The sequence below is a fragment of the Flavobacterium hibernum genome (assembly GCF_000832125.1).
Classification (GTDB): domain Bacteria; phylum Bacteroidota; class Bacteroidia; order Flavobacteriales; family Flavobacteriaceae; genus Flavobacterium; species Flavobacterium hibernum.
On sequence record NZ_JPRK01000002.1, the window covers coordinates 24,257 to 50,758 of the forward strand.

11 protein-coding genes are annotated in these 26,502 nt (G+C 35.1%); 6 read left to right on the top strand and 5 right to left on the bottom strand.

Annotated features, from left to right (window positions below):
- The first annotated feature begins 22 nt into the window (after positions 1-22).
- From IW18_RS00285 to IW18_RS00310, 6 genes are all read left to right on the top strand, one after another.
- Complete coding sequence (locus IW18_RS00285) at positions 23-592, top strand: RNA polymerase sigma factor (RefSeq protein WP_041515590.1); 570 nt, start codon at positions 23-25, stop codon at positions 590-592.
- Between the two features lie 195 nt (positions 593-787).
- Complete coding sequence (locus IW18_RS00290; protein WP_041515591.1) at positions 788-1,921, top strand: FecR family protein; 1,134 nt, start codon at positions 788-790, stop codon at positions 1,919-1,921.
- Positions 1,922-2,055: 134 nt separating this feature from the next.
- Complete coding sequence (locus IW18_RS00295; protein WP_041515592.1) at positions 2,056-5,694, top strand: SusC/RagA family TonB-linked outer membrane protein; 3,639 nt, start codon at positions 2,056-2,058, stop codon at positions 5,692-5,694.
- Between the two features lie 4 nt (positions 5,695-5,698).
- On the top strand, positions 5,699-7,123 hold the full coding sequence (locus IW18_RS00300; protein ID WP_041515593.1) for a RagB/SusD family nutrient uptake outer membrane protein: 1,425 nt from the start codon (positions 5,699-5,701) through the stop codon (positions 7,121-7,123).
- A gap of 5 nt (positions 7,124-7,128) precedes the next feature.
- The gene (locus IW18_RS00305; RefSeq protein WP_041515594.1) at positions 7,129-9,564 is read left to right on the top strand and encodes a zinc-dependent metalloprotease; all 2,436 of its coding nucleotides are present in this window, start codon (positions 7,129-7,131) and stop codon (positions 9,562-9,564) included.
- The gene (locus IW18_RS00310; RefSeq protein WP_041515595.1) at positions 9,561-10,082 is read left to right on the top strand and encodes a DUF3347 domain-containing protein; all 522 of its coding nucleotides are present in this window, start codon (positions 9,561-9,563) and stop codon (positions 10,080-10,082) included. The genes IW18_RS00305 and IW18_RS00310 overlap by 4 nt, the downstream gene beginning before the upstream one ends.
- A gap of 150 nt (positions 10,083-10,232) precedes the next feature.
- Here IW18_RS00310 and IW18_RS00315 read toward each other — a convergent pair whose 3' ends face one another.
- The 5 genes from IW18_RS00315 to IW18_RS00335 all read right to left on the bottom strand — a co-directional run bounded on the left by IW18_RS00315 (position 10,233) and on the right by IW18_RS00335 (position 26,093).
- Entirely contained in the window at positions 10,233-12,161 is a 1,929-nt protein-coding gene (locus IW18_RS00315; RefSeq protein WP_041515596.1) for an OmpA family protein, read from the bottom strand.
- Positions 12,162-12,171: 10 nt separating this feature from the next.
- On the bottom strand, positions 12,172-13,095 hold the full coding sequence (locus IW18_RS00320) for a PorP/SprF family type IX secretion system membrane protein (protein ID WP_084607877.1): 924 nt from the start codon (positions 13,093-13,095) through the stop codon (positions 12,172-12,174).
- 28 nt (positions 13,096-13,123) lie between these two features.
- Entirely contained in the window at positions 13,124-23,935 is a 10,812-nt protein-coding gene (locus tag IW18_RS00325) for a T9SS C-terminal target domain-containing protein (RefSeq protein ID WP_041515598.1), read from the bottom strand.
- A gap of 326 nt (positions 23,936-24,261) precedes the next feature.
- The gene (locus IW18_RS00330; protein ID WP_041515599.1) at positions 24,262-24,975 is read right to left on the bottom strand and encodes a LytR/AlgR family response regulator transcription factor; all 714 of its coding nucleotides are present in this window, start codon (positions 24,973-24,975) and stop codon (positions 24,262-24,264) included.
- A 59-nt stretch (positions 24,976-25,034) separates the two neighbouring features.
- Entirely contained in the window at positions 25,035-26,093 is a 1,059-nt protein-coding gene (locus IW18_RS00335) for a sensor histidine kinase (protein WP_041515600.1), read from the bottom strand.
- Positions 26,094-26,502: the final 409 nt, after the last annotated feature.

The window sequence follows — 26,502 nt, forward strand, 5'->3', positions numbered from 1 at the left end:
GGATCTTCACTTCGCCTAAAAAATGTCTGTTTATAACAAATATGATGATCATACTTTAATTACTCTTCTTAAGGAAGATAATCAATTAGCGTATACAGAAATTTTTGAGCGATATTCTAGAATTTTAGTCAATAATGCGTACAAAGTACTTGGTAATCAGGATGAAGCGAATGATATTGTTCAGGAAATATTTTTAAGTATTTGGAACAAAAGATACGAATTGGCAATTACAGGTTCTCTATCTTCTTACTTATACAAAGCAACAAAAAACAGAATATTAAATCATATCGCACACGAAAAAGTAGTTTCGCGTTATGCAGATTCCATTTCAAATTTTATCGAAAATGACTACATTTTAGCAGATTCGAAAATTAGAGAGCAAGAATTAGAAGCCATAATTGCAAAAGAAATTGCTTTACTTCCCGAAAAAATGCGCGAAGTTTTTTTATTACGAAAAGTCGAAGAGCTTTCGTATGATGAAATTGCACTTCAATTAAACATTACAGATAAAACAGCCAAGCAACAAGTCTACAATTCGCTAAAAATACTAAGAGAAAAACTCAAGTCCTTAGTAAGTGTTTTTATTTGGTAAATTATAATAATACTTATTGTTAATTTCTGTGGCAAAATCTTCTCGTAACTGTCTTATTTATAGTTATAAAATAACGTTAGTTTGATTTTGTTAATGATATAATAATATTTTTTTAATTTTTTTTCGTCATTATCTATGACAAAAGTACTTTCTAACTGTCTTATATAAAACAGGACAAAATATCGTGTTGTAATTATGAAGGAAAATGAAATTTTAGCATTGCTACAAAAATACCAAGAAGGAACCTTATCTAATGAAGATCAGGATAAACTCGATGCGTGGTATTTACACAAAGCTTCTACAAGCAATTTGCAGCTTAGCGACTATGAACTTGAGGATAGTTACGAATTGCTAAAATCGAAATTGCCATTGCAGGCAGAACCAAAAGTAATTCGCCTTTGGCCACGTGTTGCTGTTGCTGCTTCGATCGCTTTGTTATTGGGTACAGGAATATTTTATTTTACAAAACCAAAAGAACAAATTATTCAGGTTACCGAAAAAGCACAGGAAATTGCTCCGGGTGGAACCCGTGGAATCCTGACACTTTCAAACGGAAAGCAAATTATATTGGCGAATATTTCGGCAAAAGATACCATTGCTAAAGAAGGCGAAGAAGTTACCATTAAAATGGGCGCAAACGGAGTTATTACCTATATCATAAATCCAGACGCCGATGCTTCAAAAAATAATCCTAACGCATTCAATACTTTATCAACACCAACAGGAGGACAGTATAATATTGTTTTGGCAGATGGTACAAAAGTATATCTAAACGCAGTTTCATCAATTAAATATCCAACTCAGTTTAATGGAGATAAAAGACTGGTTGAGTTAGAAGGTGAAGCTTATTTTGAAGTCGCCAAGAATAAAAACAAACCCTTTATTGTAAAATCAGACAATCAGTCTATAGAAGTTTTAGGAACTCACTTTAACGTACACGCTTACGCAAATGAATCAGTTGTAAAAACTACTTTATTAGAAGGAAGTGTTGCGGTAAGTTTTAAAAATCAAAAATCAATTCTAAAACCCGGACAACAATCGAATGTATCTGACAACTTTACTAAAATTAAAATTAGAGAAGTAGATACTGACGAAGCTATTGCCTGGAAAAATGGTCGTTTTAAATTTGACAATGCCGATTTAAAAACGGTAATGAGACAATTGGAACGCTGGTACGGAATTAAAGTAGAATATCGCGGAGATGTTTCGGATGTGAGATTTAGCGGCGGAACGTTTATGAATAAAAATTTGTCTGAAGTATTAAAAGTACTTGAGCTTAGTAATATAAAATTTAAGGTAGAAGGAAGAACCATTATAGTTTATCCCTAATTTTAAATTTACCCTATTATATTGAGATTATAAACTAAAAAACCAGAGGCAGTTGCGATGCTTCTGGTTGTTAAAAAGTATATAGTCAATATAAGTTGTCCACCTATTGTTTAACTAAAACCAAATGTAAATGTATGAAATTTAATTTACAACCAAAAAAACCTTACAAAAAAGTCGAAAGAAATATTTTCGATTTTAATTTTTCAATCCCTTTATGGGCATTTAGTTTCTTGTTTGTGCTGTTTTGCAGTTTTACAGGTCAAGCACAAAATATTACCCTTAAATTTAAAGATGCGCCACTAGAAACGGTGCTAAAAGAAGTGGCAAAACAGGCCAACTACGAAGTTTTTTATACGCAGAAATTGCTAAAAGATTCGAAACCTGTAACCATAAACGTAAAGAATTCTGCTTTGAAAGAAGTATTGAATCAAATTTTTAACGCCCAAAACTTAAAGTACTCCATTACCAATCAAACCATTGTGGTAACGGCTGCAAAAGAGGAAAAAGTGGGAAACGGATTAATCGGTATACGCGGAAAAATACTAAACAATAAAAATGAGCCTTTTCCGGGTGTAAATGTAAATGTTGTAGGCACGAACATTCATGTTGTAACCGATTTTGACGGAGGTTTTTCTCTTGATAATGTGTCATCTGAAGGTATAATTGAAATCTCAGGATTAACAGTCGAGAAAAAATCTATCGCTATTGGCGGACGTACTCAATTGACAATTGTTGCCGAAGAGAAAGTTGCTATAATGAAAGAAGTTGTTATAACAGGTTATCAAACTCTTGAAAGAAAACATTCAACAGGAGCTATAGCAACTGTAGATGAAAAAGTTTTAAATGAAAACATCAATGCTGATTTGGCTACTGCCTTAGAAGGACGTGTAGCAGGTTTAATGTTTCAAAAAAATCCTAACGGAACTACAGCAGATAAACCAATCTTAAGAGGAATTGGTACTTTTTCATCTCTACAAGTAGGTTACAGCCCGCTTATTGTAATAGATGGTTTGCCAACCGAATTGACTCTGGATCAAATCAACCCTTATGATATTGAGAGCGTAAATGTTCTTAAAGATGCAGCAGCGGCCTCTATTTATGGCTCAAGAGCAGCAAACGGTGTTATCGTTTTAAGCACTAAAAAAGGAAATGGTAACTTAAAAGTTACTGTAAATACGGATTTCTTTATCTCTACAAAACCAAATTTAGGAGATATGAACTATGCTTCTACAAGCGATATAGTCGATTTTGAACAAGCAGTTTATAAAAGAGAAAGAGCAAGATTTGCCAATACTACAGATATGTTTAATATCTATGGAGATATTGGAAGCAGTAGTATGAAATATTACAGCCCACTTTACCAATTAAACCGAGATTTAGAAGAAGGAAAAGTAACCAATGCCGATTATAATAGTACGATTGCGCAATGGAGAAAGAACGACTACTATAAAGATTACAGAGATAACGTTTGGCAGGATGAATTTAGACAACGTTACAACATTACATTTTCTGGAAGTACAAGAAAACAAAACACGTATGTATCGTTAAACTACGACGAATCTAAAGCTCGTATTAAAAATAACAAAAGCAATGCTTTTAATTTGTATGCAAAAAGTAGTTTTCAGGTAAACAATTGGTTGGAAGCAACAGTTGGTTTAAACGGAACTTTAAGCAATGATGATGTAACGGATATTGATTATGGTAATTACGATATTCAAAAAAGATATGAGCGTATTACTGATGACAACGGAAATCTAGTAATGTCTCCATTTGTAGGTCTTAGTGATGGTTTTACTTCAAGCGGACTTATTAATCCGATAGTTGCTAGAAAACTTGCCGCTTTAAGTGGTTTCAAATCTAACGAGTTTAATGTTTTAAATTCACTTCAGGAAGGAATCAAAAATCAAAGTTCATTAAGTTTAAGAGCATTTGCAAACATTAAAGCCAAGCTTTACAAAGGTTTAAGTTTTAATACGCAATTTCAATATGAAGCCAGAAGATATGAGAGTTCAGAATACAACGACATAAACTCTTATAAAATGCGTTATGCCATTAATGCATTAACAGGATACAATCCAACTACAAATGCTTACACTTATGTAGAAGGTTTTTCTACAGGAGGTCGTTACAAACAATTGAGTAATCAGGGTAGCAATTATACTTTTAGAAACCAATTAGATTTTACTCAGGAATTTGGAGAGGGAAAACACTCTGTAAATGCAGTTGCCGGTTTTGAAATGAGAGAAAGCAGTTCTCCTCGAAATATCGAACAAATAAGATACGGTTACGATCCTGTAACACTTTCTTCTGCAGTACTTAATAGTTTGTCACTGAGCCAAACAGGAGTTGCGAGTTACATTTCCGGAAACAACAGAACTTTAGGAGCTGTATCAAGAACGCAGCAAGAATCGCTACACCGTTACTTTTCAGTTTTTAGCACTTTAAATTATACTTATTTATCTAAATATAACGTAACAGGAAGTTACAGAGTAGACAGAGCAGATTTGTTTGGAGTAGATCCTAAATACAAAAACCGTCCGTTATGGTCAGCAGGTTTAGGATGGAATGCTAGCAGCGAAGATTTCATGAAAGAAATAAAATGGGTTAGTGCTTTAAAAGTTAGAGCAACTTATGGTATTAACGGAAATATAGATCAATCTACAACTCCATATGTAACTGCTACACGAAGAAACGATAACTTATATCAATCTTTACAATACATCAATGTTACGGCACAGCCAAATCCTATGTTAAGATGGGAGAAAACACAAAGTACTAACTTTGGTGTAGATTATAGTTTGTTTCGCAGTAAGTTAAACGGAAGCATTGATGTTTACCGTAAATACAGTTCAGATTTATTAGCAACAACAGATTTAGATCCTACGGTTGGTGCATTAAGCAGAAGAATTAATGCAGGAGCTTTGCTAAATAAAGGTGTCGAATTTAGTTTAGGATCTGAGTGGTACAATAACGGAAGTTTCCGTATTGCTTCAAACCTAATTTTTGGTTTTAATAAAACAACTGTTAAAAAGATTACCAGAGCCGAATCTACAGCGTCTAACTATGTTGGTTTTCCAGGCGATTACTTCCTAGAAAACGAGGTTTACAATAGCTTGTATGCTTACAAATATGGAGGAACTGTAAATGGATATCCTTATATTTTAGATGAAAACGGAAATCCGTCAATTACTTTCGACGCTTCTGGAAACCCCATATCAACTTCTGTAAAATCTGTAAACAACGTTGCAGCTCTAGTTAACATGGGAACTTTAATGCCAACATATACAGGTTCAGTATCACAACGATTTTCATACAAACAATTTGATTTAAATTTCTTGTTTGTTTTCTCAGGAGGAAATGTAATGCGTAAAGAAACTATGGATATGAGTACAGATTTAGTAACTCTTTCAGGTATTTCAGATCGTTACACAGATACAAACCAAAACGGGAATACTCGTTTATATGTAGATTTTGCAGAAAATGTTAGAACTTATGCTTCAACGATAAGCAGTCAATGGAGAAACTCAGATGTAAATGTGGTCGATGGAGATTACATCAAACTAAGAAACATTTCTATGGCTTATAATTTGTCAAAACCTTTTGCTAATAAAATGAAAATAGCATCGGCTAAGTTTACATTTCAAATAAATAATCTTTGGTATTGGAGTGCTGCCGGGAATCGTATTGATCCTGAAGTTTATTCGGCTAATAGTGGTACACGTAATTTACCATCGCCAAAAACATTCTTATTAGGTTTAAATCTAACGCTATAAAAAAATGAAACAGATATATATAATAACACTGTCGCTTTTGATGTTAACCGTAACATCATGCGAAGAATATACAGATGTAACGCCAAAAGGTGCGTTGGTTATCGAAACTGCAGCACAATTTTACGAAATGGTATCGCTGCCAAACAGAGGTTATCCAATCAATAACTTTCAATATTTGTCAGATGATCAATGGATGAAAGAAAGCAACGTAATAGGAATAACTCCAAACGTTGATATCATTAATTTTACTTTTGATGAAACGGCAGACAGAGTTTCGTTATTAAAAACTTCAAGTTTTTACAATCAGGCTTACTCTTATATTAATAGATGGAATACCATTATTACATTAGTTGATAATAGTAAAGGAGAAGAAAGTACAAAACAGTTAGCAAAAGCCGAAGCTAAAATTAACAGAGCTTACGATCACTTTTTGTTAATAAACACTTATGCAAAAGGATATAATCCGCAAACTGCTGCAACAGATGGAGGTATTTGTATCATGGATAAATTTGATCTGGAAGCTCAGCCAGCAAAATCGACTGTAGCTCAGGTTTACGATTTTATCCAAAAAGATATCGAAGATGCTTTACCATATCTTCAGGAAAAACCACTAGATGTATATCATCCATCATTAGCATTTGCGTATGCATTTAAAGCAAAAGTTCATTTGTTTAAAAGAGAAATTGCCAAAGCAAGAGAAGCTGCCGAAAAATCATTAAGCTACAATAATCAAATTTTTGATATGGTAGCTTACAGCAAACAAGGTGGTCCAACAGTAGTTACTGTACCCGCTGCAAATAATGTAGAAGTATTAAGTTACCAGTACATGACAGGTTATAATGAAATGAACTTTGCCTATCAATATGTTATAAGTCCGGAACTAAGAACTTTATTTGGTACAAACGATGCACGTTTTAATTTGTTTTTCAATACAACCAGCGCAACAAATTTAGATCAGGGTTCAAATACAGCTTATTGGTCGATTGTATATACAAGATTCTTTTATCCAACTGTTGGAATGAAAACAACTGAAGTATACTTAATGCAAGCTGAGTGTTATGCGAGAGAAGATAAATTTGCAGAAGCTGTAGGTGTTTTAAATACATTAAGAGCCAAACGTATTGTATCAGGAACTGTAAATTTAGCCGTTCCAACAACTAGAGCAGCAACGATGCAATTGGTAATAAACGAACGCAGAAAAGAATTGCTTTTAGGTTTCAATCGTTTCTTTGATCTTAAACGATTAAATACTGAAACTGAATATGCAAAAACTGTTACAAGAGTATTTCCGTTAGTGAACAAAACCGTTCCACAAAAAACGTATACGTTACAGCCTAATTCGAAACTATATATTATACCGTTTCCATTGTCTGCCTTGACAAAAAATCCAAAACTTACTTTAAACACAGACGAAAAACTTCCGTTTTAACTCCAATGAAGAAATTAATTATATTACTAATCATGCTGGCCGCAGGTCAGCATGGTTTTGCTCAAACCCCCGAAAAAAAAGCAGATAGTACCGCTACACAGCCAAAAGGCATGCAGCCTTACAATAAAGTAATTACAGATAAGGCTAAAACTAAATCAGGATTATTTGTTGTAAGTCAGGTTGATACTAAATATTATTTGCAAATTCCAGACAGTTTATTTAATAGATATATGCTGGTTGTAACCAGATATCTTTCGACTCCTGAAGGGTTTGGACGTTTTGGTGGAGAAAAAGCCAACGAGCAAACTATTTATTTTGAGAAAGGAGCAAACAATACCGTTTTTCTAAGATCATTGCAATATAGACAAGATGTTCGCAACGCTGATTCTATGCTGGCAAAAGCATTAGAAGGAAGCAACGAGAATCCAATTGTGGCCGCTTTTCCTATAAAAACAACCAATCCTGATAACGGAAATGTTGTTATTGAAGTAACAGATGCGTTCAAGAAAGAGAATGCGATGTTCTCGTTAGGAAGTCAGGAGAAAACAGAGAAAAAATTAACTTCTCTAGCCGATGATAAGTCTTTTATTGAGACTATAGACACATACCCGATTAACGTAGAAGTTAAAACTACAAAAACCTACACAAGTACAACCGCGAGCAGCGGAACAATAACACTGAGAGTAAATACCTCGATTGTGTTGTTGCCAAAAACGCCAATGCGCAAACGTTTTGCTGATGAAAGAGTGGGGTATTTTGCCAATAAATATGTTTTGTTTGATGATGATGAACAACGCGCTCAGACCAAGTTTATAATTCAGCGTTATCGTTTGGAACCAAAAGATAAAGACATTAAAAAGTATGAAAGAGGAGAATTGGTCGAGCCTAAAAAACAGATTGTGTATTACATTGATCCGGCAACTCCAAAAAAATGGAGACCGTATTTAATTGCAGGAATAAACGATTGGCAAAAAGCTTTTGAAGCGGCGGGTTTTAAAAATGCAATTGTTGGTAAAGAATGGCCAGAAAATGATCCAACAATGAGTTTAGAAGATGCAAGATATTCTGTAGTTAGATATTACGCATCTGAAACTCCAAATGCTTACGGACCAAGAGTAAGTGATCCAAGAAGTGGAGAAATCATAGAAAGTCACGTAGGTTGGTATCATAATGTGATGAAATTAGTACAAAGATGGTACATGATTCAGGCAGGACCTCTAGATGCGAGAGCAAGAAAAATGCACTTAGATGATGAGTTAATGGGACAATTAATACGTTTCGTTTCGTCGCATGAAATTGGACACACCATTGGCTTACGTCATAATATGGGAGCGAGTAGTGCTACACCTGTAGAAAAACTTAGAGATAAAAAATGGGTTGAAGCAAATGGTCATACCGTTTCTATAATGGATTACGCCCGTTTTAATTATGTTGCACAGCCAGAAGATAACATTAGCCCAAAAGGAATTTATCCGCGTATTGGTGCTTATGATAAATGGGCTCTTCAGTGGGGATATACTTATTTTCCAAAAGCTAAAGACGAATTTGAAGAAGAAAAAATACTTGCCAAGATAACGACAGATAGCTTAACAGCAAATCCAAAATTATGGTTTGGAGGCGAAGGGAAAGATGAAGATCCGCGCAGTCAGACAGAAGATCTTGGAGATGATGCCGTTCTTGCCAGCGATTACGGAATTAAAAATTTAAAGCGTGTAGTTCCTAATCTTATTGAATGGACTTATCAACCTAACGATGCTTATGATAATTTATCGGATATGCATAAAGCAGTTGTTAGACAATATGGTTTGTATTTATATCATGTACTAAAATATATTGGTAATAATTATGTGACTAAAAGAACTGTTGATGAAAAAGGAGTAGTGTATCAGCCTGTTCCTAAAGCCAAAATAAAAGCGGCGGTAGATTATGTAGGACGACAATTGTTTAATGCGCCACTTTGGATGTATCCTCAGGATATTAGTCAATTAACTTCATTAAAGACCGAAGATCAAATCGCAGACCAGCAAAATCAAGTTTTAAACATGTTGTTGAGCTCAGGTATTTTGTACAACATTAGCCTAAAATCGATGCAGTTTGAAGGAGCTTATACCGTTCCGGAATTTTTAAACGATTTAGAACAAACGGTTTGGGTTAAATTTAGCGGAGACGAAAAACAAGATTATTACAGACGTGCACTTCAGCGCAGTTATATTGATAAACTATATTTATTGTTATTACCTAAAGAAGCTGAAGGAACTAGAGCATTGAATACTGCACAACGTAGTGATGTAAGGTTATATGCGAAACAACATCTTGTAAAATTAAGATCTGATGTTACAAAATTGATGGTGGGAAGTACAGGTTTAAACAAAGAACATTTTGAAAGTATTTTGATAGAAATTGATAAGATTACTTCAAAAATAAATAAAACAGATATATGAGAAAATTATTAGTTATAGCATTACTAGGATTAAGTACTCTTACAAATGCTCAAATAACATCTAAGGAAGAAGTTGCTCCGGAATTAGTTGCAAAGCGCGAAGCCGAAAAAAAAGAAATTACAACCAATTATCTGGCCTTAAAGAATAATCTTCTTGTCTCGGATAGTCTTGCGGTGGTTAAAAATGCGACAGCATTGCAACTTTCGTTAAAGAACTTCAAATTTAAAAAGTTAAGTCTCGAACAAATGAACGCGGCTACAACGGCAAGAAAAGAAATTATAGAACTTGCGGGAGAAGTTGCAGCAACAAAAAACATTAATAAGCAGCGCAAAATTTTCCAGACACTTTCGGTTAAATTTTGGGATATGGCACCCAAATTTAAAGCGGTAGATACAGCATTAAATTTGCAGGTTTGCCCAATGACTGGCGCGATGTGGTTAAGTGATAGTAAAGAAATTAAAAATCCTTACTATCCAAAAAATATGTTGACTTGCGGGGAAGTAAAAGCAAGTCTATAAAGATTGAATTTGATTAGTTGGATAAAATACGGTATTCTGAAAAGGTGCCGTATTTGTCTATTTATATAAAATGTGATCATTTGCAATTTCAATATTCGAATTATGAATATTGAAATTACAAATGATTTTAATTTGTTAAGATACATTGATTTACATTTTTGTAATAATAAATTCGCTTCGCCTGTTCATTTGATGCTGAGCTTCGGAACAAGGAACACCATTAGAACAATTATTAATTAGCTGAGTTTCGCCATAACCAATGGCGCTTTCAATTCGTTCAGGAGCAATTCCTTGCGAAATGATATAATCTCTGGTAGCTTTTGCTCTTCGATCAGATAATTCAAGATTGTATTGATCGTCAGCTCTCGAATCTGTATGAGATTCAATCTTGATAACTACCGAAGGATATTGAGTCATTAATAAAACTACTTTATTAAGTTCTATTGCAGCATCATAACGTATATCTGATTTATTGAGATCAAAGAAAATAATTCCAATTTTGATTTTTAAAACTCCTTCTTTGCGTTCTATTAAATTTGGATCAAGTCCAATTGGCACTTCGGTTATACCAGAATTTTCGGGAGTTAGAAGGGCTTTTGATGAGGTTGTAAAATTTTCTTTAACCACTTCTATGGTATAAGGCGTATTGCAATTTATATTTTCTTCAAATTCAAATTTTCCGTCAATTCTAGAAACAATTTGCTGTAATTCCTGATTTTCATTGTTTTTGAGCGTCACGATGGCACCTGGAATTTTTTTGTTAGAAATAGCATCAAAAACATAACCTTTTATAGCTTGTGTACAGCTTCTTTCAAAAGAGTAAATATCATCATCTCCTTTTCCTGATTTTCGGTTCGAGCATACAAAACCTTTGTTCGTTTCTTCGTTTACAATATATCCAAAATCGTCCATACTACTGTTTAATGGTGCACCTAGATTTACAGGTGTATCGAAGATTTCATCATTCAATCGGCTTTCAAAAACATCTAAACCTCCTAATCCCAAGAAACCGTCAGAGGCAAAGTACAAAGCTTTATCTGTTATAAACGGAAACATTTCGCGACCGCTTGTATTTATTTTTTCGCCCAAGTTTTTAGGATTCGAATATTGATCTTCGCCCAAAATATCTACCATAAAAATATCTGTAGAACCAATTGTTCCGGGCATGTCAGAAACAAAATACAGTCTTTTACCATCTTTGCTTATAGTTGGTTGCCCAACAGAATAATTGTCGCTATTAAACGGAAGTTCTTTTACGTTCTCCCAACGTACATTTCCGTTACTGCTTTCTACAGCTTTTGCCGAGTATAATTTTAGATTATTCACGCCTTTATTGTCCCTTTTTAATTTACCGTTATAATTGTTTCGGGTAAAATAAATTGTTTTTTCATCTGGCGAAAAAGCGACGCAAGCTTCATGATATTGCGTTGTAATTTCTTTTGCAAAGCGTTCCTTAAAAGTTACGTTGGTTTGCGTTGGACTTACTTTTCCGAGTTGCAGATTTAAATAAGGTTGATCGTTCCATCCGTACTTTGCAGTTTTTAAAAAAGAGGAATCTATGGTTGTAGCATAAACCAGATTGTCTTTATAAAACATTGGACCAAAATCTGAGTAAGCCGAATTGATTTCTAAATTTTCGAGAACAAATTGCGGTTTTATTTTCTTTATATCTTCAAGAGTTACGGTTTTTAGAGAAAAGTTTTGAGCTCTTGAATCAGTTGTTTTTTGTTTCTCAGAAAAACTTTTCATCCATTTTTTCGCCAGTTCATAATTTTGAATTCCTTGTAAAGACTGTGCATATCTAAAATAGTACTCCGCAGGAACCTCAGCAGAATAATCGGCTAGGAGTTTACCGTACCACTTACTGGCATCTTGCATTTGGGTATTAAAATAGTGCGCATCTCCTAAACGCTGCAAGATTTCTTTTGAGGCATCACCATTTTTAATTGATAGTTCATATGATTTTGCGGCATCGATATAATACATTTTATCAAAAAGGGCATCGGCCGTTTTGTTCTTAGTTTGCGAATTAACCATTTGTATAATTAGCAAGGCGAGTATAATAATTCTTTTTTCCATAATGCTAGTATTAAAAGAATCTAGGAGATTTTAATCCCTTTTTGCGTGATACTAATTCAAATCGAAGCATAATTTCGTGCGTACCGCTATTATAATTTTGTAATTCGGTAGTACTATAATCGTAAGAATAGCCTATAAGAAACTGCGGTGTGATTTGTAATGATGCCAATGCACTTACAGAATCTGCTGTTCGATAAGAAGCTCCAAGTGTTACGCAGTTATTGAACATAAAATTGGCAGAGAAATCGGCTATTAATGGAGCTCCAGCCACGTATTTTACCATTACAGCAGGTTTAAATTTGGTATGTGCCGAGAGGTCAAAAACAATTCCTCCAATAAGATAAAGATGCATACGTTCGTTAACCAAATCATCGGCAATATCATCATAATTATAGCGTTCTCTGGTCAAAAAGTTTGGAATCGATATTCCGATATAATCTCGTTCGCCATGCCAGTATAAACCTGCACCAACTACCGGAAGAAATTTATTGGTAATATTTTCACGAAACTGAACATCAGGATCTCTATAACTTCCTTTTGTCCAATCGATATTAATAACTCGACCACCTCCTTTTATTCCAAAAGATAATTTATGAGTTAGCCCTGACGGAATGGTATAGGAGAAGTTTGCATCAAGATACTGCTCTTCTGATGGGCCAATTTCCTCGCTTACTACAGATAAACCTAGTCCAACGTTTTTTCCCACAGGAGTATCAAGCGTAAAAGATTGTGTGTTTGGTGCGCCTTCAAGTCCAACCCATTGTGATCTGTAAATACCAGTTATAGCCAAGTGTCCTAATGATCCGGCATACGCAGAGTTTACACTAAGCGTATTGTACATATACTGCGTGTATTGGGGATCTTGCTGTGCTATCGCGCCAAATACAGAAAGCATTGTAAGGGTTGTGAAAATCTTTTTTATATTTTTAATCATAGCCAATTTTATTTTGGTTATTGCTATTTTATTTTAAATAAAGCCATCCGGATGTTTTTGGAGAACCATTACCCAGATCAAGAATATAGAAATAGGTACCTTCCGGAAGTGTTTTTGCAGAGCCGTCTGCTTTGCCGTCCCACGTGTTGTTGTAGCCTTTTTTATAGTAGATTAAATTACCCCAGCGATTAAATATTTGTAGCTGATTGTCTGGATATTGTGAGATACAGTCAATGTAGAATGTATCGTTCTGACCATCATCATTTGGAGAAAATTCATTGAAAATTTTCAAACAATTAGGAGCAACCGTTGCACTATCTTGATTATTTGACGAATTGCTATCTATTTGATCCATTTTTACAAATTGAGCGGTGTTTAAATAATCATTAAAATCAACCACTTTTACCGAGATTGTCAGGGTTTGAGAACCTTTTGATGCTACAGAAGGAATGGTCCAAATTCCGGTTGTACTGTTGTATACTCCTGACGATACGGTAAACGTATCTAATTGATAACCTTTTGGCAGTATATCCAGAACCTCAACATTTGTGGCGGTTAGATTTCCAAGATTTTCGGCTGTAATGGTAAAGGTTACCGTGCTGTACATTGGTACATTTATTTGGTCGACCTCTTTGTTTATAGCAATATCTGTTGCCGAAATATTAATGAATTCAGAGTCTTCATCATCTTCACTTTGATCACCATTATCATTATTTGGCTTACTGTCAGGATCGTATTGATCGCTCGCGGTAACTTGGGCAATGTTTAAATAATCGTAACCATCGAGTCCATGCGGACTTACAACGGTAACTTGATAGGTTAAAGTTATACCACCAACAGGAACTGTTAAGTTGACCCATTTTATAGCGTTTTTGCTAAACAATCCACCATTTGTAATATTGGTAATATTGCGGTAGCCTAGTGGAATTATATCTTCGATTGCAACTCCTGTCGCCTGACTTGGTCCTGCATTGTTGAGTTGTATTGTGAAGGTTATAACCTCATCTATATTTGGATTTTTATTACTTACTGTTTTATCTAAACTTAAATCTGCGATTGGAACATTAATTTGAATACTGTCGTAGTCGTCTTCTGTTTTAATCCCATTGTTTGGTGTAGAATCTGGATCTGGCATATTACTCGCAACAATTTCAGTTTCATTGGTATATTCATTTGCTGTGCCGGACGGCGTATTTACTTTGGCATATATATCCAAGGTTTGAGTTTCTCCATTATTTACCGTGCCGGTTGTCCATATTCCAGTTACGTAGTTGTAAATACCACTCGTTGCAGAATTTGTTTGATACGTAAACCCACGCGGAAGCAAATCTTTTACTCTCACACCGCTAGCATCGCCAGGGCCATCATTTTTTACCGTAATATTAAAAATGACGGTTGTACCAACATCAAATGTTGTACTACCTGATTGCGTCGTTTTACTAATCGATAAATCGGCCATAAGAACGGAAGGTGTAACTGTTGCAGTTGCATAATCATCTTCGTTAACAACACCGTTATTTGGAGTCGAATTTGGGTCAGGCATGCTGCTTGCAGTTATTTCTGCAATATTGAGATAATTTCCTGTGGCATTTACTGTTGCAGTAATTTGCAATGTTTGAGAATCTCCATTTACAAAAGATCCTATATTCCAAATCCCTGTATTTCTATTATAGGATCCTTTTGTTGCGGTAAAACTGTTAAAAGTATAACCGGAAGGAAGTAAATCTTTGACTTGAACTCCCGATGTGTTTTGTGGGCCGCTATTGGTTACAACAATTTCAAAGGTTACTTGCGCTCCAATTAATGGTGTTGCATTATTAACTGTTTTGGTCAGAGATAAGTTTGCCGCCTGATTTGTTGGAGTAGTAGTAGCTGTTGCATAATCATCTTCGGTAACAACACCGTTATTTGGAGTCGAATCTGGATCAGTAAGATCTGCAGCTGTTATTTCGGCAATATTAGTGTAGTTTCCTGTAAGATTTACAGTTGCTGTTATCTGTAGTGTTTCAGATTTTCCATTGGCCAAATTCCCTATAGTCCATAATCCGTTAATCGGGTTATAAGTTCCTGTTGAAATCGTAAATCCGTTATATGTATATCCCGAAGGCAATAAATCAGTTACTTTAACTCCAGTATTATTAAGCGGACCATTATTGGTTACAACAACCTGAAATGTAACTTGTGAACCTACTAAAGGAGTCGAATTATTTACCGTTTTTGTTAAAGATAAATCAGAATTTGTAGCTTGTTGTATAGGCACTGTTATAGCAGTTGCATAATCATCTTCGGTTGTTACTCCATTATTAGGAGTAGAGTCAGGATCAGGTACATCCGCTGTCGTTATTTCTGCAATATTGAGGTAGTTACCAGTTCTGTTTACACTAGCCGTTATTTGCAGCGTTTCGGATTTTCCATTAATTAAATTCCCAATATTCCATATTCCCGTTGTTGGATTATAAGTTCCGGTTGAAATTGTAAATCCGTTGAAAGTATATCCCGAAGGCAATAAATCAGTTACTTTAACTCCCGTATTATCAAGCGGACCATTGTTACTTATCACAACTTCAAATACTACCAGAGTTCCTGTAACTGGAGTGGTATTATTTACAGTTTTTATCAATGACAAATCAGAGTTTGTAGCTTGCTGTACTGGTACTGTTACTGCAGTTGCATAATCATCTTCGGTTGTTACTCCATTGTTTGGTGTTGAGTCAGGATCAGGGACATCTGCGGTTGTTATTTCTGCAATATTAATGTAATTGCCAGTTCTGTTTACAGTAGCCGTTATTTGCAGTGTTTCGGATTTTCCATTAATTAAATTCCCAATATTCCATATTCCCGTTGTTGGATTATAAGTTCCGGTTGAAATTGTAAATCCGTTAAATGTATATCCCGAAGGCAATAAATCAGTTACTTTAACACCTGTATTATCAAGCGGACCACTATTACTTACTACAACTTCAAATGTTACCTGAGTTCCTGTAACTGGAGTGGTATTATTTACAGTTTTTGTCAATGACAAATCAGAGTTTGTAGCTTGTTGTACTGGTACTGTTACTGCAGTTGCATAATCATCTTCGGTTGTTACTCCATTATTAGGAGTCGAGTCAGGATCAGGGACATCTGCGGTTGTTATTTCTGCAATATTGAGGTAGTTACCAGTTCTGTTTACAGTAGCAGTTACTTGCAGCGTTTCGGATTTTCCATTAATTAAATTCCCAATATTCCATATTCCCGTTGTTGGATTATAAGTTCCTGTTGAAATTGTAAATCCGTTGAAAGTATATCCCGAAGGTAATAAATCTGTTACTTTAACCCCTGAATTATTTTGTGGGCCATTGTTGGTTACTACAATTTCAAATGTTACCAAAGATCCCGTTACAGGAGTTGGATTATTTACCGTTTTAGTCAATGATAAATCCGAAGATTGATTTATTGGAGTTGTCGATGCAGTTGCATAATCATCTTCGGTTACTATTCCATTATTAGTTGTAGAGTCAGGATCGGGTACATCTGCAGCTGTTATTTCAGCAATATTACTGTAGTTTCCTGTTGAATTTACAATAGCAGTTATTTGTAGCGTTTCAGATTTTCCATTAATTAAACTTCCTATAGTCCATATTCCAGTTGTTGGATTATAAGTTCCAGTTGAAATCGTAAATCCGTTGAATGCATATCCAGAAGGCAGTAAATCAGTTACTTTAACTCCTGTATTGTCACGCGGACCATTATTGGTTACTACAACTTCAAATGTCACCATAGATCCTGTTACCGGAGTTGGATTATTTACCGTTTTAGTCAGTGATAAATCAGAGTCTGTAACTTGTAATATTGGCACCACAAAAGCAGTACCGTAATCATCCTCCGTTGTAACTCCATTATTTGGCGTAGAGTCAGGATCAGGCAGATTAGCAGCTGTTACCTCAGCAATATTAGTATAATTTCCTGTAGGATTTACTGTTGCAATTATCTGTAAAGTTTCAGATTTTCCATTTATTAAATTCCCTACATTCCATATACCTGTTGTGGAGTTATACGTTCCTGTCGAAATTGTATATCCATTTAAAATGTATCCCGAAGGTAATAAATCGGTTACTTGAACACCTGAATTATCTTGTGGACCATTGTTTGTTAGAATAATTTCAAAAGTTGCTAATGTACCTATCAACGGAGTGGTGTTATTAACATTTTTAGTTAATGATAAATCAGAAGATTGATATATCGGAATTGTTACCGCGCTTGAGTAATCATCTTCGGTTGTGTTTCCATTGTTTGGTGTTGAGTCAGGATCGGGAAGATCTGCGGCTGTAATCTCGGTAATATTTGTATAGTTACCGGTCGCATTTACCCTCGCTGTAATTTGCAGTGTTTCAAATTTTCCATTGACTAAATTACCTACAGTCCAAATTCCGGTAGCAGGATCATAAGCTCCAGTCGAAACTGTAAAACTATTGTATGTATATCCGGAAGGCAATAAATCAGTTACTTCAACGCCAGTATTGTCTTGTGGCCCTCCATTAGTTACAATAATGGTAAATGTAACCATAGAACCAACTGTTGGCGTGTTATTGCTAACTGTTTTTGCAATAGACAAATCGGACACGGCAGATACAGGTGCTGTTGTAGCTTGACTATAATCATCTTCTGTAGTGTTTCCATTATTAGGAGTTGAGTTAGGATCAGGAAGATCAGCAGCTGTAACCTCGGCAGTATTTAGATAATCTCCCGTTGGATTTACTGTTGCTCTAATTTGTAGGGTTTCAAATTTTCCATTGACCATATTTCCAACAAGCCATTGTCCTGTCGTTGGATTATATGCTCCGGTTGATACCGTAAACGAGCTATAGGTATAGCCGGATGGTAGTAAATCAGTTATCTCTACATTCGTATTATCATTTGGACCATTATTAGTTACTACAATCTCAAAAGTAACCTGTGAACCTATTAGAGGAGTTGCATTATTTACAGATTTTATTAATGCTAAATTAGATATTGGCTGAATAGGAGTAACAATTACATTAGCTTCATCATCTTCGCTTTGATCTCCGTCATCATTATTAGGTGTACTATCAGGATCAGGTAAACTACTGGCGGTTACTTGTGCAGTATTTATGTAAACCCCCGTTGCTAATACTTTTGCATCAATAATAAGCGATTCTGCAACTCCTTTATCTACAGTACCAACATTCCAGATGCCTGTAATGTTATTATAAAGACCGGCAGATGAGCTGTAGTTTACAAATTGATATCCGGTTGGCAATAAATCTTTAACCTGAATTCCAGTTGCATTATTTGGACCATCATTTTGAATGATAAGCTCAAAAGAAATCTGACTACCAACTACTGGGTTTGTATTTCCTGCAATTACATTCTTAGTCAAAGATAAATCTGCAGAAGGCCCGATATAGGTAATTTCGGCATTGTCTTCATCATCTTCGCTTTGATCTCCATCATCATTGTTAGGTGTACTATCTGGATCTGGCAAATCGCTGGCTGTTATTTGAGCGACGTTACGATAACTTCCTAAAGGAGTTACAAATGCACTAAAAGTTAAATTGGTATTAGTACCATTTGCTAATGCTATATTTTTCCATTCAAGTGTTGCTGTGGCAGCTTGATATGTTCCTCCAACCGATACAGATCCGGGAATTAATGTATAACCTACCGGAATCACATCTTGCACAGCTATTCCCGTTGCATTTCCGGGACCTTTATTAATTAGGTTAAGCGTAAAATCAACTTGTTCTCCCGCTGCTGCAGATGTTGGTGTAACAATTTTAGTAAGTTCTAAATCGGCAGATTTTAGGGTAATATTTGCACTTGCCATATCATCTTCAGGAAGACCATTTCCTGGTGTACTGTCTGGGTCAACTTGGCGTGAAGTTTGAATCTCGGCAGTATTCATATAATTGGCAGATGTAGCAACATTTACCTTTGCCGTAATTTGCAATGTAATAGAGTTTCCATTGTTGAGGTTTCCTATATTCCAGATACCTGTAGTGCTATTGTATTTGCCCGAACCATTGTCACTAATATAAGTGTAACCTGGAGGGAGTTTGTCTAAAACAGTTACTCCGGTTGCGGTATTAGGACCGCTGTTAGTAGCTCTAATTGTAAATACTACATTATCATTAATACTTACTGAAGTTGGTGAAACCGTTTTTTGAAGTGATAAATCAGCCATATCTATTGATACAGAAACACTATCCTGATCATCTTCAGTTTCTATTTGATTATTAGGTGTGCTGTCTGGGTCAAATTGATCAGATTGTATAATTTCGGCTTTATTTACAGTACTTCCTGTAGATCTAATAATAGCTTTAAATGTTAAGTTTAATCTGCCACCATTAGGGATAGTAAGATTGTACCAAGTCAAAGTATTATCTCCCAAATTATATTGCCCGGATAAATTTGCAGATCCTGGTACAATACTAAATCCTGTAGGGATATAATCTCTTACTGCTACGCCAGTTGCCGTTACAGTTCCACCAAGCGAATTATTATTAAAAATTTGGATATTAAAAGTTACTTCATCTCCGGCGTTTCCATGAGTAGGAGATACAGATTTTGTTAGTTCAAGATCCGAAACAGAAAGTATGGTAAGCGTCATAGTATCGCTAGAAACAGGGCACGTTCCATTATTTACAGTCCATTGCAGTTGATAAGTGCCGGAAATTGCACCGGTTATTGCAGTTGTTGGAGATGTACTATCAACAAATCCTAAAGTAGTTGGACCTACTATTTGAGTCCATTCTCCCGAGCCAACTGTTGGTGGTAAAGCATTCATGTTGATAGGAGAAAATTGCGGAACCGTTTGATTAGGTCCGGCATCAGCAGTTGTAGGCTCTTCATAAATAGTAACTGTAACAGAATCTTGAGAAATACAGCCATTGTTATTTAATGTTGTCACTGTCCACAAAAATTCATAAGTGCCGGGTTGTAATCCAAGCATTACAGAATTGGGATCATTTACGGCGCCAATACTTGCCGCTGGGCCGGAGACCTTTGTCCAAGTACCAATTCCTGAAGTTACAGGTACTGCGGCCATAGTAGCAAAATCAGCATTACATAATTCTTGATCAGGTCCCGCATTTGCTTTAGAGGGAGGTATATCATTAAAGGTTATTGAAACTGTATCAATAGAGGGCTGACATAAAGATGGATTAGTAAATGGGCCACTAGATACTGTCCATGTTAAAATATAAGTACCTAATGTCGTTATATTCGATAAAGTTGTAACTGGACTATTTGGACTGTCTATTATAACAGCTCCTCCAGACGGATCATCTGAAGGCGAAGCAAAAGACCATTTACCAATGCCAACTGTAGGAGTTACTGCAGCAGTTTTATAGGTTGTCTGACATGCGGCTGTTTCATCTGGACCTGCATTGGCAACGCTTGGAGCGGCATTCATTTGTATACGAACAATATCTGATAATGTTCGACAGGACCCACTTTCAAAAACCCATTCTAAAATATAAAGTCCAGGAATTGTTAAATTTAAAACATTACTTTTTGGTGCTGATGGTGTCTCAATAACAGCAACACTTCCTGCAGGTTGATAAACAAACTTCCATTCCGCTTTTGTAACATCTGGAGGAGGCACATTTCCGTCTAAAGCTGTTGTTCCGCCAACATCAGTAATACAGAGGTTTTGATCCGGTCCTGCATTAGGATTGACACTTGCACCGCTAAAAACATCTATATTTACATCATCTGATGATCCGGAGCAAGTAGAGCCGTCTGGATTAGTGGAAGAAGGCGTAGTGTAAGTAAAGACATAAGTGTTACCAGGAATTACAGTGGCATTTGCAATATAACTGTTAGAAGGTGATTGTGTAATAACAACATCGGCAACGTTTCCAGAAGTACTGCGAAGTGTCCATGTTCCGGTAGAGTTTTTGTTTCCGATAAGTTGAATACTCGTAACATCGCAATATGTTTGATCTGGACCAGCATTCGCAGGAGGAGCAACTGTTACGATCATGTCATCAAATGTGGGTGGACATAAAAACACACTTTTTGCATTAATGGTCCATCTAAAGGTATAAGTTCCAGTAACAAGTCCGTTAATAACAGTATTTGGATTGGCCGGATTAACAATATTGGGTTGATTTGGCGCACCAGTAAGTAAAGACCACTGTCCAACCTCAAAAAAACTGTCATAAGCATTTCCAGCCATCGTCACACTTGTATTATTACAAATATTTTGATCTGGTCCGGCAGCGGCAACATGAGGCGGAATTCCAATTGTTAAGTTAATATCATCAAAAGATTCACCACAAATATTGGCATTTACAGTCCATCTAAAAATGTAATAACCACTGTATAAAAATGTAAAAACAGCATTAGGATCATGTTCATCACTAATAGTATAATTACCCGCTCCAGATATTCTTGTCCAAGTTCCAGTTGCCCCAGCGCTAACAGTTGCAGCCATTGTTACTATAGAACCACAAATTTCTTGATCAGGACCAGCAACAGCAGCTGGAGGAGTGACAGCAATAGTAACTTTTACGCTGCTCATACTTGGTATACATATTCTTAGTCTATTTTCTATTGCCCAGGTAAAAGTATAAGTTCCATCTCCAGGAACTGTTACCAAAGTATTAGGATCATTAATATTTGCAATTACAACTCCTGCTGAGGGTGATACAGTCCAAGTTCCAAAATCTTGTCCTTCGGGCGTATTTCCACTTAAGTTAAATGTATTGGTTCCATTAGGATAGCAAGTATCTGGTCCAGCATTAGAACTCGTTGGAGCAATGCTATTGGTTGTGAATATCTGCATGTTGTCAGAAACAGCTGCACCGCAAGTTGGTCCAGGATGTAGATATTCGATGGTCCATTTTAACTCATAAACAGCATTTGAAGTCAATAATCCTGAAACAATCGCATTAGGATCGTGTACATTAGAAAACGTTAGAGTATCAGGTCCTGAAACTTGACTCCAGCCACCTATTTCACCACTCTCAGCAGGTGTAGCAGCAAGCGGTACATCTGATCTTGTGCAAACAACATGGTCAGGCCCCGCATTAATATTGCTTAATGTACTTCCGGAAACATATATAGTTACAGTAGCTACCGAAAATCCGCAGGTAGCGCCACCTCCTTTTGTTATATACTGGAAAACATATGTTCCGGGAATAAGTTCACTTACTTGTGTATCTGTTGCAAAAGCATCTGCAATTAGGGCTTCATTTGGGCCATTTAGCTGACTCCAGAAATGTAAACCATCGTCTGTACTAACACCCGAAAGTAATGTACTCGTATCTCCGCAAGGTAAGCTTACATCAGATCCTGCATTAGAAGGTGTTGGAGCACCAGAAACAAGAATGTTTACAGTATCGAAACCATAATTACAGCCCACATTAAGTGCCCCATTTTGACTCCTAACAAACTCAACAGTATAATCTCCAGCAGTAGTAAGAGTTAATGTTAGCGAATTACCTACATCTTTAAGTGCAGTGGGAAAAGGGCCTAAAGGAGAATTATCTGGTCCATTAGTAATTCTGTATTGATTTACTCCTGTACCCGTTACAGTAAGCGGAATTGTAAAGACAGTTGCATTACAGCTTCCTACAATATCATTACCATTGTTGGCTACAATAGTTCTTGTTGCCCCATTGTATTGCACTTTATAATCCTTAGTAAAAACGCAGCCAGTATTAGCATTTGTAAGAGTATATCTAAAAGTATACGGATTCCCTGATTCAGAGATGTTTGTAACTAATGTTGTTGGATTTGTGGGTGAAACTATTACTGCATTATTATCTCCGGCAATTTGAGTCCATCGTACCGTTTCACCTGCGTACAAAGGTGTTTGTGCAATAAGTGTTACTTGAGTAATAGTATTGTCGCAAAAAAAGATATTTTCATCGCCACCTGGCAATATTGTTACATCTTGTGTGGCAGGAGGAACAATAATTGAAACCAAATCATTTCCCGAAGCGCAAGGTCCTGTTACAGTCCATCTAAAGGTATAAGTACCTTGAACCAGATTTGAAATTTGTGTATCACTCGAAGTAGGACTGCCTATTGTTGGGGTATTTGGACCACTTACAAATGTCCAAATTCCGCCTTGTCCATTCAAGCCACATCCTCCGTATGTTCCGCTTAGGTCAGTAGCTTGAGTAGTAGTATAGCAATTGCTTAATGTTTGATCCGGCCCCGCAGATACGGGTTTAACACCACCATAATTAGTCACAGTAATTTGAGATGTAGTTCTACAACGAAATCCAGGAGCAATCTCTGGACCTTCAATAACCCATTGCAATGTAGTTACACCGCAGCTAGTTGCAGGTAAGGTTATAGTTGAGGTTGGTAAATTGGGAAAATTAATGACAACACCGGCATTATTATTACCAACAATCTCCCAATAGCCATTTTCTCCCGTATTTTTTGGTGTATTTGCCGTAATCGTCAATGTTCCTAAACTATTAGGACAACTTGCAACATCTCCACCAGCTTGTGCAGCAGTAATAGGTTTAACATTTACAACTTTATCTTGAAAAGTTAAAACACCGTCTCCACAAGTTGCACTATATCTAAAGATATAAGTATTCCCTCCTGTATAACCAGATACAGTAGTGCTTGTGCTGTTTGGAGAGTTAATAACAACTGTTGGACCAGAAATTTGAGACCATGAAACAGTACCAATAATTGGAGAAGGAGTACTTCCTTCTAAGACTAATGCATCAGTTTCGCAAATCGTGACGTTCAGTATTCCAGCATTTACCGTACAGTTTTGCCCAAACGAATTAAGAGAAAAAAGAATAGCTATAAATAAAGTGAAAATAAGCTTTTTGAAGTAATTCCGAGTTAGTAGAGATTGTTCCATAGGCACAGAATGAAAAGGATTCAGGTAAAAATAAAACTAGTGATACATTTATATTACAGATGAATTTCGAAAATATGTGTGCGATTTTGTGAATCTCAAATTTACGAAAAAGACTACGTTGCATCTTTTTTTAGATGTTGCAAATTATAAATTGAAACTTCTTTAAAGTAGTTTTTATGTGTTTTTACTTGTTAAATGTATAAAAAAAGAGACAATTTCTTTTTTTAATTCCGTTTTGCAATAAAAATCAAATAATGGATAAGAAGTAGGCCAAAGTTCAAAACTTAGAGGAAAGTCTTGAAATGAAATTAAAAAAAGAGAGTTTTTTAATTTGAAGAATTTAAAATTCTTTGTTTTACATGATCCATATACGATCGACCAATGACATATCGAATACCTTCAATTTCAACGCTGTTTCCTTCAACAGCATCAATTTTATCAATAGCAACAGTAAAAGATCTGTGTATTCTTAAAAAGTTTCGTTCAGGCAATAAATCGGTGAAATCAGATAAGGTACTGTGAATGATGTATTTGCCAGTTAAAGTGCTGATTTTTAAATAATCCTTAACGCTTTCGATAACCAGAATTTCATTTAAGAAAATCTTCTTCATTCGTTTTTTGTCAATTTTCAAAAAGATAAAAGGACTTTCAACACTGCTTTCCTGAAGAGGATTATTTTTATTTTCAAGTCTTTTACCAGCCTTGTTTAGCGCCTTCATTAATCTTGGAAATTCGACTGGTTTTACTAAAAAGTCTAAAACGTCCAGTTCGTAAGTTTCAATAGCAAATTCACTATAAGCACTTGTAATAATTACTAATGGAGGATTTTCTAAACTTTTCAAGAAATTAATCCCATCAAGAACAGGCATATTTATATCCAGAAAAAGAACATCAACCTTATTATTTTTCAGAAAATTTAAACCTTCAATTGGGTTCGTAAAAGTGTTTATTACATCATAATTTTCAATTGGCTCCAAATAGTTTTTAATCACATTAATTGCCAATGGTTCATCATCTATAATCAAACAATTTATTTTCATTTTTGCAATTATTATTTTTTTTGAGCGAAAAAATTAAGGTAATAAAATTTAAAATCAAGTTAAGCAACTTTAATCATAAGCTTAACCACAAAAATATTCTTTTTATTCTTAAAAGAAAGATTGTAGTCCTTTTTATTATAATCTAATTCCAGTCTTTTTTTAACGTTTTCGATACCAATACCACTTGACTTGTTAAAGTTGTCTTTATGAGATGTAATTTCTGGCAGCGGATTCGCAATTGTAAAATGTAAAAAATCACCTTTTACTTTAAAACTAATATTGATAATTACTTTTCCGGTATTCTTGTTTACACCATGTTTAAAAGCATTTTCGATAAAAGTCAATAATATAATAGGAGATATTTCTTTATCATGAATATCGCCAGAAATAGACATATTTATTTCCAATCGATCGTCGTTTCTAATTCTCTCCAAATCCAGATAATTCTGAATACATAGAATTTCATTCTCTAAAGTTTGTTTCTTGCTTTTTGTATCATAAAGCATATAGCGCATTAGCTCCGATAACTTTAAAACAACTTTTGGCGTTTTGTTCGATTTCTCAACAGATAAAGAATAAATATTATTTAAGGTGTTAAACAGAAAGTGCGGAGAAATTTGAGATTTCAAGAAAAGCAATTCAGTTTCTAATTGCGATTTTTCAAGATCGGCAACCCTTTTTTGTTCTTTTAGGAAATCCAAAGTTATCTTAATTGCAGTAACAAACGTGATAACATAAAGTTCACCAATCATCATATCAATAGTATAATTAAGTGTTAGCTTATCGATAGTTTGAGGTCCTTCTGGCCAAACATTATGATTGATTAATAAATAAGTAAGATTAAATTTAATGATGACCATTATAAATATAGACGCCAAAACAGTCAGTATGTAAAGCAGATATTTTTTGAGGTAAACCAAATACGGCATGAAAATTAAAATATTCAAATAACACAAAGTCATGTGAATTGGAAACCCCAATAAATTAGTTTTGAACGAATACCAATAATCATTAAAATAAATACCCCAACGAAATGTGTTGAATAAAAAATAAGTAAGCCAAAAAAGGATATGATAATGTAATGGAACACGATAAAGTTTGCCAGAATTGAAATTCATAATAATAGTATATTTTGTGACTTTTTTTGGTGTTTATCTTAGTTTATATGTCGTCTGTCTAAAATAGTTTTAATAAAACTCTAATTTATTTAAGTTTAAAGCTTAATTAAGAATGTTTTATAGTGGGGATTTTTGCTTTTTAGTTTTACATATAATTCTGATTGCAAGTTGTAAAATAAAAAGGTACAAAAATAGTAGTCAGCAAGATTTTTTACCAAAAAAACTTCTCACAATAAATATTCGTACAAATCAAAATAGCTATGTTAACCAAAAAACAATATCACATCATCAACAGGTTTTTCTTAAGAATTCTAAAATCGTTATAGAATAAACTTCTTAATAAACGAATCGCTTTCATAAATAGCACGTTCAAAAAATAAGAGACATTCCGTTTTTTATGGATTCAGAC

Excerpts from the sequence above, each read along its gene's own strand:
- IW18_RS00290 (WP_041515591.1), top strand. The coding sequence starts at position 788 with ATGAAGGAAAATGAAATTTTAGCATTGCTACAAAAATACCAAGAAGGA.
- IW18_RS00315 (WP_041515596.1), bottom strand. The coding sequence starts at position 12,161 with ATGGAAAAAAGAATTATTATACTCGCCTTGCTAATTATACAAATGGTT.
- IW18_RS00335 (WP_041515600.1), bottom strand. The coding sequence starts at position 26,093 with ATGAATTTCAATTCTGGCAAACTTTATCGTGTTCCATTACATTATCAT.
- IW18_RS00310 (WP_041515595.1), top strand. The coding sequence starts at position 9,561 with ATGAGAAAATTATTAGTTATAGCATTACTAGGATTAAGTACTCTTACA.
- IW18_RS00330 (WP_041515599.1), bottom strand. The coding sequence starts at position 24,975 with ATGAAAATAAATTGTTTGATTATAGATGATGAACCATTGGCAATTAAT.
- IW18_RS00285 (WP_041515590.1), top strand. The coding sequence starts at position 23 with ATGTCTGTTTATAACAAATATGATGATCATACTTTAATTACTCTTCTT.
- IW18_RS00295 (WP_041515592.1), top strand. The coding sequence starts at position 2,056 with ATGAAATTTAATTTACAACCAAAAAAACCTTACAAAAAAGTCGAAAGA.
- IW18_RS00300 (WP_041515593.1), top strand. The coding sequence starts at position 5,699 with ATGAAACAGATATATATAATAACACTGTCGCTTTTGATGTTAACCGTA.
- IW18_RS00320 (WP_084607877.1), bottom strand. The coding sequence starts at position 13,095 with ATGATTAAAAATATAAAAAAGATTTTCACAACCCTTACAATGCTTTCT.
- IW18_RS00305 (WP_041515594.1), top strand. The coding sequence starts at position 7,129 with ATGAAGAAATTAATTATATTACTAATCATGCTGGCCGCAGGTCAGCAT.
- IW18_RS00325 (WP_041515598.1), bottom strand. The coding sequence starts at position 23,935 with ATGGAACAATCTCTACTAACTCGGAATTACTTCAAAAAGCTTATTTTC.